Genomic DNA, 229 nt, shown 5'->3' on the forward strand with positions numbered 1-229 from the left:
TCTTCTTGCTGTTGCTCAAGCATGTCGAGTAACACCAGCTTGCGAATAATGGTATCAATGGTACGGTCTTCATCTTCTTCCGCGCGATTAATCAACGATTGAATACTGGTATAAAGCATGTCGATATTATCGATACGGTTCTTTTCTTGTTGCGGCGTTTTGGCATCGCTACGGACGAAGTCAATATAACCGGTCTCATCAATCATCTGGCGCACGATTGGCACAGGGT

General features: G+C 45.0%; 1 protein-coding gene. It reads right to left on the reverse strand.

The window, feature by feature from the left end; translation table 11 throughout:
* Window positions 1-206: hypothetical protein (locus tag AAEY98_RS22760; RefSeq protein ID WP_502959668.1), on the reverse strand; the 206-nt coding region annotated here is incomplete at its 3' end.
* Window positions 207-229 lie beyond the last annotated feature (23 nt).

It is taken from the genome of Shewanella sp. AC91-MNA-CIBAN-0169, assembly GCF_040310165.1.
GTDB lineage: Bacteria > Pseudomonadota > Gammaproteobacteria > Enterobacterales > Shewanellaceae > Shewanella.